The sequence below is a fragment of the Natronococcus sp. genome (assembly GCF_047921035.1).
GTDB lineage: Archaea > Halobacteriota > Halobacteria > Halobacteriales > Natrialbaceae > Natronococcus.
Genome location: NZ_JBLRWX010000283.1, coordinates 1 through 502, shown reverse-complemented (window position 1 = coordinate 502; position 502 = coordinate 1). Strand labels below are relative to the sequence as shown.

The following is a 502-nucleotide window of genomic DNA, read 5'->3' as shown; positions in this document are numbered from 1 at the left end:
GCCTCGCGGCAGTGGCGTTCCACCTGCGCCAGGTCGGCAGGGTCGTCGTCGGCGAAGACGTTGATGGCGACGAGCGGCTCGAGCCCGAAGGATCGCACGTTCGCCACCTGTCGGTCGAGATGAGCGAGGCCGCGGCCGACGTCGCCTCCGCCGTGCGAGGCGAGCGCGCGCACGGTGGCGACCAGCACCACGCAGCGTGGCCACAGGCCCGACTGCTTCATCTTGATGTCGAGGAACTTCTGACCGCCGAGGTCGAAGCCGAAGCCGGCCTCGGTGACGACGATGTCGGCGTGACGGAGCGCCAGCTTCGTAGCGACGACGCTCGAGCAGCCGTGGGCGATGTTCGCGAAGGGTCCGCAGTGCACGAAGGCGGGAGCGCCCTCGCGCGTCTGCACCAGGTTCGGCTTGAGCGCTTCGCGCAGCAGCGCCACCATGGCCTCGGTGGCCCCGAGATCGGCGACCGTGACGGCGGAGCCGTCTTCGCGCCAGCCGAGCACGGTCC

Annotated in this window: 1 protein-coding gene; it reads right to left on the bottom strand. The window is 70.7% G+C overall.

Annotation, left to right across the window (positions count from 1 at the left end):
• Window positions 1-502, bottom strand: a 502-nt coding sequence (locus ACNA7R_RS20715; protein WP_416285407.1) for a formate--tetrahydrofolate ligase, incomplete at both ends; no start/stop codon positions are given.